The organism is Psychrobacter sp. 72-O-c, from assembly GCF_904846605.1.
Taxonomy (GTDB): Bacteria; Pseudomonadota; Gammaproteobacteria; order Pseudomonadales; family Moraxellaceae; genus Psychrobacter.
Genome location: NZ_CAJHBI010000048.1, coordinates 1 through 18143 on the forward strand (window position 1 = coordinate 1; position 18143 = coordinate 18143).

Genomic DNA, 18143 nt, shown 5'->3' on the forward strand with positions numbered 1-18143 from the left:
TTTGCCATTGTTCATCAGTGAGCATGGTACGAGCCATAAGTGACGCCTTTTCTCTTTGTTGTGGTAAACAAGAGTGTAAGGCGTTGCTTATTTTTTTCAACTATTCCACAATTCTATACAGCCCCTAGTAAAACAGTACTCTTTTTACAGACTCAAAATCAATGACCAGAGCTTGGCCAACGAGGATGATAGTCATCGACTACGAAAGGATGTGTATGGCTTATCCCATTGGCTGTAAGAGATCCAATGGCATGAGGATGGCCCTCTGGTAAATTGGCGTGTTCGTGTTCAATCTCTTTTAGATCAATAGACGGCCAGACTCTCAAAGCAACCCAGACGGCTAGTGCAGCCGCACATCCTAATACCGCAAAAGCTACAGTCATACTATAGCGAGCACCCAGCCAACCAGCCAAGGGATAAAACAACAACCAACTGACATGGGACAAGGCAAACTGAGCCGCAAACAATGCAGGGCGATCTTCTTGATGTGAGGATCGCCATAACAAGCGTCCAGAAGGTGTCAGAGCAGCAGAATAACCCAAACCTAGCACGAACCATAAAGCCATAAGTGAATTTTGTCCTATCATCAATGTACCAGCGAACATACCAACAACCAACAACCCCACACCGCTTAACATGACACTACGGTCTGTCAGCTTACCCAATAAGCTCGGTAAAGCTAACGCAGCAATCATAGAGCCTGCGCCGAAGCTCGCCAATGCTAATGCGACTGCGCTCTGAGTTAGTCCTATCCCGCCCTGAATGATCACCACTGTATTCACAAAAACCATAGACGCTGCGGCAGAAACCGCAACATTGACAGCAAGTAATCCGCGCAGTCGAGGTGTGGCCAAATAGATTCGAATGCCGCGTGTGGTCCGATCATAGATGCTACGGCGCTCTGGCACAGTGTGCGCCGGTAGCACGACCGATACTACCAGTATGGCAGAGGCCAAAAACCCCAGCACCGTACCCGTAAACAAATTGTGAAAGCTCATCACTGTCAGCAATGCCGCCGCTAACATTGGACTGACTAGACTTTCCATATCGTACGCAAGGCGTGAGAGCGACAACGCTTTGGTGTAATCCGCCTCGTTAGGCAGAACATCAGGAATAGTGGCCTGAAAAGTAGGCGTGAAGGCCGCTGAGGCGGCTTGCAACACAAAGATCAATATGTAAACCTCCCAGATTTGGGAGACAAATGGCAGTAGCAGAGCTACACCCGCTCTTATCACGTCCAGCGTCACCAGCATAGTGCGTTTGGGTAGCCTTTCGGCAAAGGCAGCTGCAATTGGTGCTACGCCTACATAGGCAATCATCTTGATGGCCAATGCAGTTCCCATTACGACCCCAGCATCGTTTCCAGCCAAATCAAAAGCTAGCAGACCTAGCGCTACGGTAGCCAGACCGGTTCCAATCAAAGCAATGACTTGTGCAGCAAATAGATGACGATAGGTCCGGTTTGCAAAGATACTTAGCATCCAATGCCTCTTTAGGTCAGTCGATTAACCTTATAGGTAACGAGTTATCTCCTTGAACTCCTCTATAGAAGTCTGTTGATCTTCATCAACAGACTCTAATAAATCCTCAAGGCAATGATCCAAATGGTCTTGAATTAAAACTTTCTTGGCTTGGTGAATGGCATTTTCTACAGCCTGCAACTGCTGCGCGACATCAAGGCAGGTGCGACCATCTATCAACATCTCTATCGTACTGCTCAGATGACCGTTCGCTCTTTTGAGACGTTTGATAACAGCTGGGTGAGAAGCGTGTATGTGTGGTTTTTTCATAGTGACAGTATCCTTCCTCTAAGGGATATGATTATACCTCATAATCACTCGAGATTTTATGGTTGACATTATCCCCCCCTAGGGGATAGTATCATACTCCTTAATCGTTCGGTTTGCATTTGAAAATTTTATGATTTTACTTATCAATCTGTAAGAAAGCACTTAGTCATGCAGAACATGATTGTTTTATCGATTGAAACTAAAAGCTCTTATCGTATTGCACCACGCCGCGTACCCACTTCTTTCAGACCATAGGATTCTTAATGTACAGCTATGTTCACAATAGGCTCTCAAGCTCGCCATGGACGACTTGGCAAACCCGTCTGCTATTATTCTCAGTAATTCTTATTTACCTTCTTATCGGTAGCAATGAAGCCATGGCTCACGCTGTAACAGCGGGAGACAAAGGCTATATTCAAGAAATTTCAGGCGTTAATCTTTTGCCCTTTATGTACTTGGGCGCCAAGCACATGATAACGGGATATGACCACATCCTGTTTCTCTTCGGGGTCATCTTCTTTCTTTACCGTATGAAGAACATTGGTATCTATGTGAGCCTATTTGCATTGGGTCACTCCACGACTATGATCTTAGGCGTGTACTTCAACATCGGTATGAATAGTTATCTTATTGATGCGATTATTGGCCTCTCTGTCGTCTATAAAGCTTTAGACAACATTGGTGCCTATCAAAGGTGGTTCGGATACCAACCCAATACCAAAATAGCAGTGCTTATATTTGGTCTTTTCCATGGTTTTGGGTTGTCAACTAAGCTCCTTGAATACGAGATGTCACCTGACGGTCTACTGCCTAACCTACTCGCATTTAACGTGGGTGTGGAAATTGGGCAGCTACTGGCACTAGCGATCATATTGATCGGCATGAGCTACTGGCGCCGCACGCTAAGTTTTTTCCGCCACGCCTATACCGCCAACGTCGCGATGATGAGCGCAGGATTTATTTTAGTGGGCATGCAGCTCACTGGCTATTTAATGTCTTAAGAACCCAAGGATTTCCAATATGTATAACAGTGATACCCCTACACAGGCCGAACTTCCCTCTTCCAAACAGCTTATGAAATCTACTATTCTGGCCGCTATCTCAGCAGTGGTTCTCTTGTTTGCTGTGGTTCTCCCAGCTGAATACGGCATCGACCCAACTGGGGTCGGCCAGCTCCTTCGAGTAACCGAAATGGGGCAAATCAAGCAACAACTGGCAGAAGAAGCGGCCGCCGATGCCGCCGCCGTACTAGTAGTCGAAACACCAGTAGTCGAATCGCCCGCGCCCGAAACACTTAGCGTTGATAATGCGGCAGAACCATCAACGAGTGCAGCACTGGGTGATACTGCTAGCGTACCTGTTCAGGCAGCTGTGTCCAATGTTAAATGGCGCGATGAAATTCCCTTCACCTTGACTCCAGGCGAGGGAACGGAAATCAAAATGAAGATGGCGGCAGGTGACAAGGCTGAATACTCTTGGGTCGTTACAGGCGGTGACGTCAACTTTGACACCCACGGCGACGCACCAGGCAAGGCTATCAGTTATGAAAAAGGTCGCGGGGTTACTTCTGATGAAGGTGTTTTAGAGGCGGCGTTTACAGGTAACCACGGCTGGTTCTGGCGCAATCGGAGCCAATCGGATGTTGAAGTTGTTTTACGTACCCGTGGCGATTACAGCACTATTAAAAAAATGATATAAAAACGCAGCGGTTAGCCAGTTCTTACCGCTGTCGGATTGGAGACAGAACGGTCTCACTAAACGTATAGTAACAAGCTAAGTCAATCCTCGCGGCAGAACACATTTGGTCTGCTGCTAGGATTAATTTAGGATTGAATAATGAGGCATACATGCCACCTCTAGAAGTTATTAAAGAGACGATTTATGGGAGAGTAGCTAAACGATGTGGTCACAGTCGTATCAAGACTTAATGGCTCTGACAAGCCATTCTACCAACTTACGAGCAGGAGTCTCACTCAAGCACTGCGGACAATTAAGATAGGTCATCACGCAATCATTTAAATCGGTCAGCGTATGTAGTAACAACCCTAAACCAATTACTTTGTAGGGCTTTGGTAGAAACAACATAGCCACATATACTGCCATCGCATAATAAGTATGGAGCGGATGAAAGTTAATACTGCAACGGTTGGGCGAAAAGATAGGCGTTGCCAGCAGATGATCTAAATCTACCAGCATGGTTGCTAGTAAGATCAAATATACTCGCTTATAGTCATTACGAAAAAACGTGTAGGCGATAATCAACGGCATACCAAAATGTAGAAAATAATGGGTAACAGCTTGAATCATCGCTTTTTCCGATTTAAGAGAGTGTTTTAGAAAGTGTGCTAAGAGTAGCATACAATCAGAGGCATATAATTACACCTGAAAGACAGGCGCGAACCCAGCACTTGATGTACGAAAGTTAGTCGTCGTCTGACCCTAATAAACACGCGCAGCAGGCAACATGCTAATCTACCGTTGGGAGACGCCAGTAAACGGCGTCTCGGTCTGGTAACGACGATCGAGCAAACATGAAATTGTATTTATTGCTATAGATATTTTTGGAGGAATTATGACTCTTGTAAGCCAATCACGCCAATCACGCCGAGCAGCGGCGTCAGCTGTGCTTGCCCTGATGGTGTGGAGCGTCAGTTTCTTTCTCCATTTTTTTTGGGAGATGGCACAGGTACCGTTCTTCTCCGGCATGGCCGAAGCGAGACACTGGGACGTGGTCTGGCTTTGTGCGCGTGCGACCGTCGGTGATGCCAATATTGCTTTTGGCGCCTACGTGCTCGGGGCGTTGTTTGTAAAAGACTGGTTCTGGATTACAAAGCCGTGGCGTCTGTCGACTTTATCGGTATACCTTGGCTTCGGCCTGATTGTGACAATAATCTTTGAGTACTGGGCAACTGGAGCTGGCCAGAGGTGGAGTTATAGTAATCTTATGCCCGAGATTCCGTTGCTAGGCATAGGTGCGTTGCCGCTCGCTCAGTGGGTAGTCATTCCGACGGCATTAATCTACGCTGTCAAATGGATGTTTCTAGGTTGGCAGGTATCCGAGCAATAGATGTTCGTATTAAAGGCAGTTGGTGTTACTGAGCTTACCGCACAATTACACCTGAAAGACAGGTGCGAATCCACCTCCTGGCGTACGGAAGTTAGTCGTCTGACCCTGATAAACACGTGCAGCAGGTAGCAGCAGTTGTCCACCATACGTATAAAGACGTATATCCACCTTTCTCGTTGTTACAGTGTCATCAATTTTTATTGATCGCTCTGTTGCAGGAACAAAGGTCTGTGCAATATAATCCTCATCCAGAATGTTTTCGAAAACGCGTTGAGTGAGCTTGCTACCGCGATAGACGCCTTTGCTTCCATAGCCAGCAACTGGCTTAAAAAACAGTTGTCGCCGAGTACGCCACAATTCTGCTGCGTCGTCTCTTGATACTATCCTTGTCCTTGGCACAGACCTTTCGAGATATCCCACTGCAGCTTCATTCAGTCCCCAAGCGCGCAGTGTTTGCGAATCGGATAGCAAAGTCAGGTTTTGCTTATTGGCCAAAACAGCATGTACGCGGGGATTGGGTGTCACCACCACAGAACCTTCTAGATACGCACGCTTAAGCAGTGCATGGTCAGGCTCCTCAAATGCGAAGTCGACCAGCCGATTGTAGACCATATCGATTTTCTGTCCATGGGCTGTCAGCGTACCATCGACATATTCGAGTTCAGAGGGATCTAGTATCACAGTATCAATACCCCTAGCTTGAAGCAGTTGACAGGCCAACTGGAACTCCAAAAACATGAACTGACTCTTAGGGTCATTATCCACGATGGCTATTCGGTTGGGCATAGCAACAGCGGACTGTCGCTGCCATTCCTGTTTGAACATAGTAAACACTGATTCCTCAAATCTATCTAGCATTTGATTGGTTGCAGCGCTCTGCTCAGAAGGGTTACAACAGCGTTTTTGTGCGCGAGCGAGCAACACATTCAGAAACGCACCACCGGCATTGGTATTGACTTCAATGAGTTGGGGGCCATCGTTACCCAAGTGAAAGTCATAGCCCATGAGAGCCCCTATTGGGCCTGGGTCAAAAGCAGCAATTTCTGGTGCCCATGACAGCGCTTGCTCTTGATACGACGGCAGTTTGGCAGCCAACTCGATAGCTTCAACGATCCGCTCCATCGTCGCTATCTCTGTTTTGGGGACGAACACTGGTGTCGTCGAAAAAAGCTTATTAAGCTCGTTCGCTCCTATTGGATTATTTCTAGTTTCCATTAATTGATCTTGAAGGCTTGTATTGAGCGCTTTACGATCGAGAGTAATGCAGTAGCACTCTTGATTCAGTCGATTTGCGAGACCGTCATTCGTTTCGTCGTTGTTGCTGGTTAGGTGTTCCATTTAAACCCCGTCGTTAAGTAGAGTACTTACGCTGACATACTCTAGTAAACAGTAAAAAACAAAAGAGATATTTGGCGTTTTTAGGATGATGCTAGTTGCTTTTTGATGTTTCACTTCCTGAGTCTAGAACGGTACTTCGTTCCTCTTTGATTAATATTTTTGCTAAGAATAGACCCAGCTCAAACAATAGCCACATAGGAATCGCTAGCAACAGCATGGATACGCCATCAGGCGGTGTTACTACCGCTGCAACCACAAAGCAGCCGACAATGATATAACGACGCTTGTCTTCTAAACTCTGAGTAGAAACTATTCCAACCATTATCAGTAGTAAGGTGACCACTGGAATCTCAAAAGTCAGTCCAAATACCATAAATAACTTTAGAGCAAAGCTCAAATAACTGTCAATATCGGTCATCGGTATGACGTTCTGAGGAGCGAACATGATAAAAAATTTCAATACGCCTTTGAGTACGACAAAATAGGCAAAGGCAACACCGGTATAAAATAGAAATATCGAAGACAGCAGGACTGGAATAGCGATTTTTTTCTCTTTTTTGTATAAGCCGGGGGCGGCAAATGACCAAATTTGATACAAGATATAAGGCATCGCTAAAAATGCAGCGACAAAAATCGTTAAGCGAATAGGTGCCATAAAGTTTGACGTGATGTCGGTGGCAATCATAGTCGAATTAGCAGGCAACTGCGCTACCAATGGGTCTGATAAAAGGTTGTAGAGCTCGCGTGAAAATCCTACCAATGCTAAGAATATAATTAAAACGACCACGCATATTTTGATTAGATGCGTACGCAGTTCAATCAAGTGCTCGGTAATAGGCATATCACTAAGTGTGCTCAATATATCACCAGATTCATTACTATCAGCAGTATCTGTCGTCGCCTCAAGCTCTGTATCAGCTATCTTTTCTTGTCGGCTTTTCTGCCGTTTAAACAGACTCATTTATCTATCTCCTGTTTGGTTAACGAGGAGGAGGTATTGGTATTCGGCTGATGATCTTGCTCATACGCAGTAACTGGCTGATGTGAAGTGTCTAAGCTTTGATTCTGCGAGTCTTCAAACTTTTGCATACTGCCGCGCATCTCTGCTAATTCACGTTTCATGTCCGTCTCAGTCTGACGAATTTTTGCAAGCTCACTTTGCATCTGTTTTCGTGTCTCAGCCAAATCAAGCTCAGCTTCTATGTCAGACTGTAGGGTGGAGATCATACGACGCAGTTTGGCATACCATTGCCCAGCCGTACGCGCAGCCTGTGGCAGTTTTTCTGGGCCCAATACGATTAAGGCTATGACGCCAAACAAGAGTAACTCGGAAAACCCGATATCAAACATAACAGTCAAATATATTAATTAATAGGCTGTTGAGCATAGCTATCTATAGCGGTGCGCTTTATACTTTGTGCTTATCATCAGTGGTGGCAGGGTTGATTTCTATATCATCAGCCTGAGTGCCAGCCTGTGTACTTGAATCAGTATTTGGTACTGGCAGATTGCCTTCATGACTAAGTGCGCGGTTTTTGCGAGTATGCTCGGTCTCTTCATCTTTTACCGCTTCTTTAAAACCTTTTACCGCCCCGCCTAAATCTTTGCCTGCGTTCTTGAGCTTAGCAGTGCCAAATACGACCACCACCACGACCAATAAAATCAGCCAATGTGTAATAGAAAAACTACCCATAACGGTATCCTTATATGTTGAGGTCTCAATAAGACCAGTACTTGTAATTGCGCTTTATAAATCTTTGTATAGCGCTAACATCATAGCTTCAAACGACGCAATCGCAGCGCATTACCAATAACAGATACTGAAGAAAGACTCATGGCAGCGGCCGCTATCATTGGACTGAGTAAAATCCCAAAAAATGGATATAGGACGCCAGCAGCAATCGGTACACCAAGGGCGTTGTAGATGAATGCAAAGAACAAATTCTGTCTGATGTTGCGCATCGTGGAACGGCTCAGTTTATGTGCTCTGACAATCCCCATTAAGTCGCCCTTCACTAGGGTGATGCTTGCACTCTCCATGGCCACATCTGTGCCCGTGCCCATTGCAATACCGACGTCAGCTTGAGCAAGGGCTGGGGCATCGTTAATACCGTCACCCGCCATGGATACAATTTTCCCGCTACTTTGCATCTCTTTAATGATACGGTTTTTGTCCTCTGGAGAGACATCCGCATGTACTTCGTCAATATTTAGCTTGCTAGCAACTGCTCTAGCCGTTATCTCGTTATCACCTGTTAGCATGACCACCCGTAATCCAGCCTGATGTAGAAGCGATATCGCCTCACTGGTACTGGGCTTGATCGGATCAGCGACTGAGATTAGACCAGCAGCTTGCCCATCTACTGCGACGAACATCACGGTTTCACCATCCTTCCTGCGTTTGTCAGCACGTTCTGAAAGCGCACTATCAAAACTGTCGAGTCGCTCCATGAATTTTGAGTTACCTACGGCTACCTGCCTGCCATTAACAAACGCTTGCGCGCCTTCACCAGTGGTTGAACTGAAATCGCTGGCTTTAGCAGTATCAAGAGACTTTGCCTTCGCAGCATTGACAATAGCTTCTGCCAAAGGATGTTCGCTAGCACTCTCTACCGCTGCGACGAGTACAAGGAGTTCATCCTCATCTAAGCCGCCAAGCGCTTCGATAGCGGTAAGTTCTGGTTTGCCTGCTGTCAGTGTTCCGGTTTTGTCCACAACGATGGTGTCAACTTTTTCCATGCTCTCTAACGCTTCAGCATTCTTGATGAGCACTCCGTTCTGCGCACCCTTGCCAGTGCCAACCATAATCGACATGGGCGTGGCAAGTCCTAACGCACAAGGACAAGCTATGATTAATACCGCGATGGCATTGACTAACGCATAGGCCATTGCAGGCGCAGGTCCGAACACAGCCCAAACAATAAAGGTTAAGACAGAGGTAACCAGAACAACTGGCACGAACCAACCAGCTACTTTATCCACCAATTTTTGTATTGGCGCGCGGCTACGCTGGGCTTCGGCAACCATTTTGACGATCTTGGATAATACGGTGTCATCACCAACATCGACTGCTTCAACTAATAGTGTCCCAGTGCCGTTCACTGTGCCACCGGTGACCGTATCTCCTGCTATTTTTGAAACAGGTAGTGGTTCACCCGTTACCATTGACTCATCGACGTTGCTATTACCATCGAGCACAGTACCGTCTACAGGGAGCTTCTCTCCTGGCTTAACCCGCAATCTATCGCCACTGACCACTTCGTCAAGTGATACTTCTGTCTCGATATCATTCTCATCCACACGTCTTGCCGTTGGTGGTGCCAGCTCGAGTAGAGCACGAATCGCGCCAGAGGTCTGACTTCTGGCCTTGAGCTCCAGAACCTGACCCAATAGCACCAGTGTCGTGATAACCGCTGCTGCTTCATAGTACACCCCAACTTGACCAGCGGTGTTCCTGAAGCTGTCTGGAAAAATATTCGGCAAAAAGGTGGCCACCAGACTGAAACCAAAAGCCGTACCTACGCCTACCGCAATCAAAGTAAACATGTTCAAGTTTCGACTTTTTATTGATTGCCATCCTCGAACGAAGAAAGGCGCTGCACCCCAAAGCACAACTGGGGTTGCAAGCGCTAGCTGAATCCATTGTGCAATCTGCCCAGAGAGATTATATTGACCAATATTATCTAGGTTTATCCCTACCATATCGCTCATTGCATACAGAAATAGCGGTATAGTCAGCACCGTACAAATCCAAAACCGGCGCGTCATGTCATCGAGTTCTGAAGTATCCTCCTCACCAAGAGTAGCCGTCTCTGGCTCAAGCGCCATTCCGCATATCGGACAGCCACTATTCTCCACGTCCCTAACCTCAGGATGCATCGGGCAGATGTAAACAGTGCCGCTATAGCCAGCGGGTACTTTGTCATATTTGCCGCCTTTGACAGACTTTACATCTGTATTCGAAGCACTATGGCAGCTTGCGTGATCATCTTTCATCTCTGCCATCTCGGCAACAGTATTTTCAGGTTTGAGAAACATATTGCATATTGGACAGCGACTATCTTCAATATCTCGTACTTCTGGATGCATGGGACAGGTATAAACAGTGCCACTGTAGCCAGCGGGTACTTTGTCATATTTGCCGCCTTTGACAGACTTTACCTCTGTATTCGCCGTGCCATGACAGTTTGCATGACCTTCTTTCATCTCTGCCATCTCGGCAACAGAGTCTTCAGGTTTAAGAGACATTTTGCATATTGGACAACCATTATCCTCAACGTTTCTGACTTCGGGATGCATTGGGCAGGTATAAATTGTGCCATTGTAGTTGGTCGGTACTTTATCGTAAGTGGTATCTTTATTAGGTTCTATGCCTGTATTCGCTGTACCGTCACAGCAATCATGGTCTTCATCGTCCGAATTCTTTTTTGTCGTATCGTGTTTCATGACTATGTTCCCATTATTGATTGCAAGTATAGTTTAGGACTGAGTTCTCAGCTTTTAATGCTATCTAAGATTAGTGCACTGCTCGTCGTTCTTAGCATAGCTGACCTACCTGAGCCGAAGATTCAACGGCTACGATAAACTCATCGTGCTTTGGCAAACCAGCGATATAGCGGCACAAACACAATTGCAAAATACCACCCATAAAGGTAAGATTCGATAAGTCCAATCAGGAAACCTGACCATGTCAACCATTCAAAACCAGGTAGCAGCGGTGCCCAAGCCTCATGCATACTTATCTGCTCAGGTGCGAGTAGGCCAAAGCCTATGCACAAGAGATAGCTGATGAGCAGAAACAAAGACACGCTGTTGCCCACAGGGCCAATTCTTAAAGTATTCGCTTTTGAATTCAATTCGTTCATCTTGACTCTCCTCGGTATTGCGTAACGCAGTTCACGCTTGATCCAACCAACAGTTTGTCTGTCCGTTCAATACCAAGTGTACTGTATCAGTAACAGCTTTACACTAAGTTGATATCACTTTTTGGCTTGTGAAGCAGCAACGAGTTGACGCCAGCGTCCCCAACGGGGGATGAACATCGGCACCTGCCGTTTGTAGGCAAGGTAGTCTTCACCAAATGTTTCGAGCATGTGTTGTTCCTCACGTCGAGCTAGCCATGTATACACTAGGACAATCACTGGGAAGAGGCCGATCGAGAACAGGGTTGGCCAATGCACTATGCCCTCACCGAATAGCGCAATAAACAGCCCCGTGTACTGGGGATGTCGCACGTAGGCATAAAGTCCTTCAGTCATTAGGCGATTTTCGCCCCGTGCTTTATGGACTTGGCGCCAACCTTGAGCAAAAAGACCAACTCCTAAAAATGCAATAGCATAGCCAAGTAGCATTGAGATCATCATGCCCGTCTCACCTAGACCAACAAGAGTTGACCATAAACTGGCACTGACATATTCGCTGTCCAAACCAAAGAAACGGATCAACAAATAAATGGTGAGCGGAAAGCCATACATTTCTGCATAGAGCGCGATAATGAAAGCCTGAACTACGCCGGCTCCAGCCCATTCACGCCAGTTCTTCGGCGCGAAATAACGGTAAAAGAACCAAGAAATCAAAACAATAACAATTAGCGCGAGGCCCCAGGCGCCAGCGTGTTCAAAGAGTTCATTCATAACTCGTTTTCCCTGCTTTCTTTGCGCAGATATTTGAGAAGCGCCATAACTACCCACACGATCACAGCAAGAAATAGTAGCGCAAAAAACAAGCAGATAATCGTCATTCCCCAGCCCATGCCCTGCATCATCGTTCCATTCATCATACCGTTCATAATAGTATTTCTCCGTAGATCATAGTATTAGCATTAATGGTGGTGTGCCAATGCATCTTTTTCGATAGCCTTTCTCCTCGCTGACGACTTGAGGTAAATCTGCTCAGCCACGGCAATCACTATAATAGTGACAATTGCCACGCCAATCACAAATGGATCTGAATTCAGTTTAATCCAGACAAAGCCGCCGAGAACCAAAAGATCAAGAAGTATGGCCACTGCCGGTACCCATATCACAGCTTTCACGTCTTGCCGAAGGTATCGCAGAACACCCCAATGAATGGCAATATCCATGATTAGATAAAAAACAATCCCAAGCGCTGCAATCCGTGACAAATCAAACAATGTCGTGAAAGCCAACCCTAGAACTACGGTGTAGACGAGCGTGTGTTTTTGAACGCTTCCTGGCATTCCTAAATGACGATGGGGTACTAGCTTCATTTCGGTCAACATAGCAAGCATGCGCGAGACTGCAAAGATACTAGCAAGGAGACCGCCAGCTGTAGCTACCATTGCGATTGCCACTGTGAACCACAGACCATAATCGCCAAGCGCTGGCCGTGCGGCAGCAGCCAAGGAATAGTCTTTGGTTTCAATAATTTCGGCAAGAGATAGATTGCTTGCTACAGCGAAACCCACCAAGGTGTAAATCACTACGCAAACTGCAATCGAAATAATGATGGCTCGACCAACGTTACGATGCGGGTCTTTTACCTCTGAGCCACTATTGGCTATCGTGGTAAAGCCCTTAAATGCCAGTATGCCTAGCGCCGTTGCGCCAAGAAAGTTGCCAACGGTACTCGCATCGCCTAAAGTAGAAGAGTCAACTGCAAGACTATCGGCCAGCCATACACCTACCAACCCAAAGACGAGAATACCGACAATCTTTAGAATACCGATAAAGGAGGCGACCCCTTGTATCCAACGATTACTAAGCAGGTTAATCAGAAATGCAGCAAGAATAAGCGCTGCGCCAAGGATGGATACCATACGACCACTATCATCGCCACCGAACAGCTGCATCGTATATGACCCGAACGTCCGAGCCAAAAAACTCTGTGCAATAACCATAGAAAAATACATCAGCAAGGCGTTAAACCCGGTTGGCAAACGATCTCCGTATGCCTGATGCAAGTACATCGCAACACCGCCAGCTGACGGATAGGCGTTAGAGATTTTAATATAGGAGTAGGCACTAAAAGAAACAACGATTGCAGCAGCCAAAAAAGCCAATGGGAAAAGCGAGCCAGTCATCTGAGCCATCTGACCAGTCAAAGCAAAGATACCGGCACCGATCATGACACCAGTACCGAGCATGACCGTTCCTGATAATGTTAGACTATCTTTCTGATAACGAGTAGTCCTGTTTTTCTGCATGCCTATTCATCCTTTTACTACCTTTTTGACTAGTAGGATTTTAAATCTGCGGTGAAAAATAGCTTTGAATAAAAAGACCTGTATGGTTAGGCGTACCATTCGATAGATCGCTATTTTCTTAGTTTAAAACACCCCTACTAATCTTATAATCTTTTACTCTAGATCTGTGATAAGCGCTTGCATCTCAGCGATTTCACGCTCTTGTGCCTCAATAATGTCATCAGCAAGCTGTCGTACTCGTGGATCTTCAATATCAGCGCGCGAACTGGTCAAAATCGCAATAGAATGATGAGGTATCATTGCCTGCATCCAGTCGACTTGATCGACGGTCTCTTGTGACCTGACGCCCCAAAGTCCGATTGCAAACAGCACCACACTCAAACCATAAACCAGTAGGTTAATCTTGGTCTTTTTATACATATTGGTCATAAAGGCCAGCATGATTATAGCCATGACCGCACCCATATATAGCGCCATATAGGCTCTAGTCTCACTAAAATAAACGTGATCCCATTGATACGTATTAAAATACATCATGATGAACATCACGACAGTAGACGTTAGAATCATCAGGGTGAATTTTAAATAAGGATTCATATGCTTTTGATGATTCATATTACTTTGATTAGAAGTATTCATAATATGTCCCCATTAAGTTTGATAATGTTAGAACCAGAATTTAACACCCGCTGTCAAACTACTACTATCAACAGATTCATTGTCTTGTCGCCGTTGATCACGAGCGTCTCCAAGAGCCGTCTCATAACTAACACCCACATAAGGAGCCAGTTGACGATTTAAGGTCTCATATGTGAGCCTAACTTCAGTTCCTAATTCATTGAAACCCTTGCTAATATGGTTGTCAAGATCATCTTTACTAAACGCAGACAGCTCTACTTCCGGTATGACCACCCAGTGCTGATTCAGACGCCATTCGTATTCTGCCCCAAGATCAAGTCTAACTTGGCCATCGGTATATAGATACGCTCTAGCATCCGTTTCGATAAAGTAAGGCATAGTACCTACAATACCCGCCATAATCGCTGGCTTATCATTTTCGGTATCATAAGCGACACCAGCTTCACCGTTCCAAAAAATACTCAGCGGCTTCCAATAAGACAGTGATGTCAGACTGTCAATTTCCTTATCATCCTTAGTTTGTATGTTGCCTTCGCTACGTAAAGATAAACGATTACCATCTGTACCATACCAAGCATCGAACTCGTAGTTAATCTGATCCTCATCAAACTGATAGCCTAAATCAGATACTGAAACGCCCCACAGTGGTAAGCTGCCCATCATTACAGGCTTACCATAACGCCCATAAGGAACCCCGTTTGAGTAGTCAGGACTTCGAGCATCGGGTGGAGCCTCGCCACCTTGCATACCGGACATATCCATATCCGACATATCCATACTGCTATGATCCATATCCGACATATCCATACCCGACATATCCATGCTGCTATGATCCATACCTGACATGTCGCTATCTGGCATATTCATACCGCTATGATCCATGCTCGACATGTCCATATCCGACATATTCATACTGCTGTGGTCCATTCCTGACATGTCCATATCCGACATATTCATACTGCTATGATCCATGCTCGACATGTCCATATTCGACATATTCATACTGCTGTGATCCATGCCTGACATGTCCATGCTGCTATGACCCATACCTGACATGTCGCTATCTGGCATGTTTGTCTTCTTCATAGAGTCATGGCCGCCCGCCGCATTTGCTAAAGGCATGGCCAGCCACACAGATACTGACAATACAGTAATATTAAAACCTACTTTATGTATTTTCATCTTAGCTCTCACCTATCAAAGACTTACTTAAACGACGGCCACTTCTCTAAACATTCCGGCTTCCATGTGATACAACAGATGACAGTGCCATGCCCATCGGCCAACCTCTCCTGTAACGTCAAAGCTTATTTTCTGTGCTGGCTGCACCATAATGGTATGCTTGCGTACCTGAAACTCACCTGAAGGCGTACGCAAGTCACTCCACATTCCATGCAAATGCATGGGGTGATTCATCATAGTGTCGTTAACTAAAGTAATGCGCACTCTCTCATTAGGCTTGATATTGACAGGAGTGGCATCCTTAAACATGACCCCGTCCAGCGCCCAGATGTAACGCTCCATGTTACCGGTGAGATGTAGCTCAATCTCTCTGGTAGGTTTGCGCTGCTCAGAAAATATAGACTCATCAACTGACTGTAATTGACTGTAGGTCAACACCTCTCTATTAATCTTGCGCAAGTTGATGCCAGGATCATCAAGGTTGATACGTGGACTGTCTACACGCATATCGCTCTTAAAATCATATTCTGTTTTGGCATGTTTAGCTTTATAACCATTCGCGCCCATTGCCCCCATCATGTCTGCCATCGTAAGCCATTCAATCTCATCCATAGCGGGCGTCGCAGCGCGAGCGTTTTCGGACGTAGCAAGCCTTGCAGAAACGTAGCCTGAACGGTCTATGTTTTGGGCGAATATGGTATGAGCCTCTTTAGTTGGCGTAACAATGACATCGTAGGTCTCGGCAACACCAATGCGAAAATCGTCAATATCAACGGGAGCAACATCATTACCATCCGTTGCGACTACTTTCATTTTGAGACCTGGGATACGCACATCAAATATCGTTTGTGCAGACGCATTAATAAAGCGTAACTTGACTGGCTGCCCTGCTTTTATGATTTGAGCCCAATTGGCCGCTGTCGTCTTACCATTGATAAGGTAGGTAAAGGTATTTTCGCCCGATAAGTCAGTGAAATCAGTGGGCATCATGCGCATCTGATTCCACATTTTGCGCTCATCAAAAGCGGTTTTCATGTCCGTCTTAGCAATGTCTGAAAGTAGCTTTTTAAAGTCCGGCAGATGGTAGTTATCAAAGTCTGCCTGTTGTTTCAGCAGCTTCAACAAATTATGAGGGTCACGGTGCGTCCAGTCACTGAGTAAAATGACGTGATCTTCCGCAATAGGATGACGTTCTCGACCTTTGGGCTCAATCACGATTGCACCACGCATACCCGTTTGTTCTTGAAATCCAGTATGAGAGTGATACCAATAGGTGCCAGATTGTTTTAGTTTGAATGTATAAGTAAAGGTACTGTTAGCAGGAATACCATTAAAGCTAATACCGGGCACGCCATCCATCTCAAACGGTACTAGCAAACCATGCCAGTGAATAGAGGTTGACTCATCCATGCGGTTATGGACACGTATCACGACTGTATCGCCCTCACGCATCTTTAACGTTGGTGCCGGCAGTGAATCATTAATGAGCGTTGCCATGCTCTGTTTGCCATTGACGATGACGGGCTGCTTGCTAACATATAAATCGAACTCATTGCCGATTAACACAGGTACTTCATTCGATTTTTGATCGGTATTGACCGTGGCGCTCTGACCGCTTGATTTACCTAATGCACTACTGGCGATCGTCGGGAGCATTGAGGCGCCAAAAACAACAGAGGACCCTGCCAAAAAACGTCGGCGGTTCAATATGTTCTGTTTATTCATAATGATGACCTAATTTAATTTGCGAAATGATGTTTACTCTTATATTTTTGATATTTAACAGATACTTCAGTTACATTTGCTGCTCAGGAGACTCAATAGCGGCATAAACTTGTGTACTGCCGTCATTGTTAAGTTGCATTACCTTATAAGGCATGAACTTGTCTTGATACTCCATGCCCGGGCTACCGACTGGCATACTAGGTACTGCAAGTCCAATGGCTTGTCCAGGTGGATTTTCCAAGAACTGCGCCATGTACTTAGCAGGAATATGCCCTTCAAAGACATAACCATCGCTAGTTACTGTGGTATGACAAGAACGCATCTGTTGGGGTACGCCGTAACGATCTTTAAATACGGATAAGTCTGCAACATCGTGCGCGGTTGTGCTTAGGCCATGATCTTCTGCGTATCCTACCCACTCTTTACAGCAGCCACAGTTTGCATCTTTATAGACCGTTGCAGAGACGTTTTTAAGTAACATAGGCTGAGTGGTTGAGGGGCTCATATTCGGTACAATTTCAGCTGGTAACGGTGTAGTTTGTGTAGCAACAGCAACAGATGGCTCAGCCTGTAATGACTGTGAATCAGAAACATTGGTGTTTGATTGGCTACAAGCCATTAGTGTCAATGACAGCGATGATGTTGCCATCAATAAAAGGACACGACCGGATAACCGGTTATGTCCATTAAAAAATATGTCTTTATAGCGTCTCATAGAAATACCCCTAAACATCTGTTGTCATCATCAGTAATTTGAAACATCAGTAATTTAAAACATTAATACTTTCAAACAATACATTGGTCTAAAAGCTCTATAGGTATTAGCCTTAAAAGTGCAGTACCGTTTAGCACTACACCTTGCAACCTAGAGCCTATTCTTATTAATGCTGCATCTCAGCGCCTTCACCCGACATATCCATCATATCTGCATTCATCATCTCCATATCCATATCATTCATATCCATGTCCATGATATCGCTATCAAATCTTGTGGTCAGCATCGTATATTGATCTGCACTTAGATCAGGTAATGATCTTATGAAAGCGACCATTGCCCACATTCTATCGTCATCATGAGTAGCGCCCCATGCAGGCATTCCGGAGGCCATAATGCCGTGTTTAATCGCCCAAAAATTCTGTTGTGCGCCTGCTTTAGTATCATAACGAGCAACAACTTCGGCCTTGGTAAAATTAGGCGGCTTTGGATATAGATACTCGCTCAGATCTGTTTTTTCTA

General features: G+C 45.6%; 20 protein-coding genes. 3 read left to right on the forward strand and 17 right to left on the reverse strand.

Translation table 11 applies throughout. From position 1 onward, the window contains the following. Positions 1-158: 158 nt before the first annotated feature. Positions 159-1481: an MFS transporter gene (locus tag JMX97_RS12865; RefSeq protein WP_201558734.1), complete on the reverse strand. Its 1323-nt coding sequence runs from the start codon at positions 1479-1481 to the stop codon at positions 159-161. Between the two features lie 30 nt (positions 1482-1511). Continuing rightward, positions 1512-1790: a metal-sensing transcriptional repressor gene (locus JMX97_RS12870; RefSeq protein WP_201558743.1), complete on the reverse strand. Its 279-nt coding sequence runs from the start codon at positions 1788-1790 to the stop codon at positions 1512-1514. Positions 1791-2053: 263 nt separating this feature from the next. Between JMX97_RS12870 and JMX97_RS12875 the strand changes: the two genes are divergently transcribed. After that, complete coding sequence (locus JMX97_RS12875; protein ID WP_201558745.1) at positions 2054-2791, forward strand: HupE/UreJ family protein; 738 nt, start codon at positions 2054-2056, stop codon at positions 2789-2791. A 19-nt stretch (positions 2792-2810) separates the two neighbouring features. Next, the gene (locus JMX97_RS12880; protein ID WP_201558747.1) at positions 2811-3488 is read left to right on the forward strand and encodes a transmembrane anchor protein; all 678 of its coding nucleotides are present in this window, start codon (positions 2811-2813) and stop codon (positions 3486-3488) included. Between the two features lie 219 nt (positions 3489-3707). On the opposite strand, the gene JMX97_RS12885 is transcribed toward JMX97_RS12880, so the two are convergent. Then, positions 3708-4097: a DUF6122 family protein gene (locus JMX97_RS12885; RefSeq protein WP_201558749.1), complete on the reverse strand. Its 390-nt coding sequence runs from the start codon at positions 4095-4097 to the stop codon at positions 3708-3710. Positions 4098-4362: 265 nt separating this feature from the next. Between JMX97_RS12885 and JMX97_RS12890 the strand changes: the two genes are divergently transcribed. Continuing rightward, the gene (locus JMX97_RS12890) at positions 4363-4857 is read left to right on the forward strand and encodes a hypothetical protein (RefSeq protein ID WP_201558751.1); all 495 of its coding nucleotides are present in this window, start codon (positions 4363-4365) and stop codon (positions 4855-4857) included. Positions 4858-4902: 45 nt separating this feature from the next. Here the strand turns inward: JMX97_RS12890 and JMX97_RS12895 are convergent, their stop codons facing one another. The 14 genes from JMX97_RS12895 to JMX97_RS12960 all read right to left on the reverse strand — a co-directional run. Then, a complete protein-coding gene (locus JMX97_RS12895) occupies positions 4903-6009 on the reverse strand; it encodes a hypothetical protein (RefSeq protein ID WP_265089464.1) in 1107 nt (368 codons plus the stop codon). Positions 6010-6286: 277 nt separating this feature from the next. Next, the gene (gene tatC / locus JMX97_RS12900) at positions 6287-7156 is read right to left on the reverse strand and encodes a twin-arginine translocase subunit TatC (protein WP_201558754.1); all 870 of its coding nucleotides are present in this window, start codon (positions 7154-7156) and stop codon (positions 6287-6289) included. Further along, on the reverse strand, positions 7153-7545 hold the full coding sequence (gene tatB, locus JMX97_RS12905; RefSeq protein ID WP_201558755.1) for a Sec-independent protein translocase protein TatB: 393 nt from the start codon (positions 7543-7545) through the stop codon (positions 7153-7155). Before tatB ends, tatC begins: the two co-directional genes overlap by 4 nt. Positions 7546-7603: 58 nt before the next feature. Beyond that, the gene (tatA, locus tag JMX97_RS12910; protein ID WP_201558756.1) at positions 7604-7888 is read right to left on the reverse strand and encodes a Sec-independent protein translocase subunit TatA; all 285 of its coding nucleotides are present in this window, start codon (positions 7886-7888) and stop codon (positions 7604-7606) included. Positions 7889-7968: 80 nt separating this feature from the next. Further along, entirely contained in the window at positions 7969-10641 is a 2673-nt protein-coding gene (locus tag JMX97_RS12915) for a copper-transporting P-type ATPase (protein ID WP_227671604.1), read from the reverse strand. A gap of 140 nt (positions 10642-10781) precedes the next feature. After that, on the reverse strand, positions 10782-11060 hold the full coding sequence (locus tag JMX97_RS12920; protein ID WP_201558757.1) for a DUF5676 family membrane protein: 279 nt from the start codon (positions 11058-11060) through the stop codon (positions 10782-10784). A gap of 114 nt (positions 11061-11174) precedes the next feature. After that, positions 11175-11828 (reverse strand): methyltransferase family protein, encoded by a 654-nt coding sequence (locus JMX97_RS12925; RefSeq protein WP_201558758.1) that lies wholly within the window; start codon positions 11826-11828, stop codon positions 11175-11177. After that, entirely contained in the window at positions 11825-11983 is a 159-nt protein-coding gene (locus tag JMX97_RS12930) for a hypothetical protein (protein WP_201558759.1), read from the reverse strand. Before JMX97_RS12930 ends, JMX97_RS12925 begins: the two co-directional genes overlap by 4 nt. Positions 11984-12016: 33 nt before the next feature. Continuing rightward, on the reverse strand, positions 12017-13360 hold the full coding sequence (locus JMX97_RS12935; RefSeq protein ID WP_227671603.1) for an APC family permease: 1344 nt from the start codon (positions 13358-13360) through the stop codon (positions 12017-12019). Positions 13361-13513: 153 nt separating this feature from the next. Beyond that, positions 13514-13999 (reverse strand): DUF305 domain-containing protein, encoded by a 486-nt coding sequence (locus JMX97_RS12940; protein WP_201558761.1) that lies wholly within the window; start codon positions 13997-13999, stop codon positions 13514-13516. 27 nt (positions 14000-14026) lie between these two features. Further along, complete coding sequence (locus JMX97_RS12945) at positions 14027-15181, reverse strand: copper resistance protein B (protein WP_413786415.1); 1155 nt, start codon at positions 15179-15181, stop codon at positions 14027-14029. A 27-nt stretch (positions 15182-15208) separates the two neighbouring features. Then, positions 15209-16906 carry a copper resistance system multicopper oxidase gene (locus JMX97_RS12950; protein WP_201558763.1) on the reverse strand — a complete coding sequence of 566 codons (1698 nt, stop codon included), beginning with the start codon at positions 16904-16906 and terminating at the stop codon, positions 15209-15211. A gap of 70 nt (positions 16907-16976) precedes the next feature. Next, complete coding sequence (locus JMX97_RS12955) at positions 16977-17621, reverse strand: DUF411 domain-containing protein (protein WP_201558765.1); 645 nt, start codon at positions 17619-17621, stop codon at positions 16977-16979. 166 nt (positions 17622-17787) lie between these two features. Continuing rightward, positions 17788-18143 (reverse strand): c-type cytochrome (locus JMX97_RS12960; RefSeq protein WP_201558766.1); only part of this gene is annotated, 356 nt, incomplete at its 5' end.